The organism is Bradyrhizobium sp. NBAIM08 (assembly GCF_020193935.1).
In the GTDB taxonomy this organism is placed as follows: Bacteria; Pseudomonadota; Alphaproteobacteria; order Rhizobiales; family Xanthobacteraceae; genus Bradyrhizobium; species Bradyrhizobium yuanmingense.
This window is the reverse complement of record NZ_JADYVR010000297.1, coordinates 1-454: the sequence shown is the minus strand read 5'-3', so window position 1 is coordinate 454 and position 454 is coordinate 1. Positions and strand designations below refer to the sequence as shown.

Here is a 454-nt window from a genome sequence, read left to right as displayed (position 1 = left end):
TTACCGCACCGTACGGCAATTAAAACGCCATCTTACCTTCCGTGAAGTAGATAAACGTATAGCTGCACTGGAACAACTGCTGTATGAGAACATTTTTTTACAAGCCACATCACTTCAGCTAAACAGGCAGTATTTATTAGACGAATTATATGCCATTCGTACCATATTGATGGACGAACATCACAGCCTGTATTTAAACGAACTGGATAGCTTTATTCATAAGGTAAAATTGTTCGGAACTCATTTTGCTGCGCTGGATATCCGTCAAAACAGCAGTACCCATAAACAGGTAATAGATACCATCAATTCCATATTAAAAGAGAAAACCGGGACCGGTATTTTGCCGGATAACTATGCGGAACTAACGGAAGCAGATAAAGTAGTTGCATTAGCTAAAACCAACACCGTAGTTGATATTGACCTGCCGGAGGGTATTGCCAGGGACACAATCAAT

General features: G+C 40.5%; 1 protein-coding gene. It reads left to right on the top strand.

The genetic code is table 11. The features are described from left to right. Positions 1-454: phosphoenolpyruvate carboxylase (locus I6F37_RS39580; protein ID WP_225154314.1), on the top strand; the 454-nt coding region annotated here is incomplete at both ends.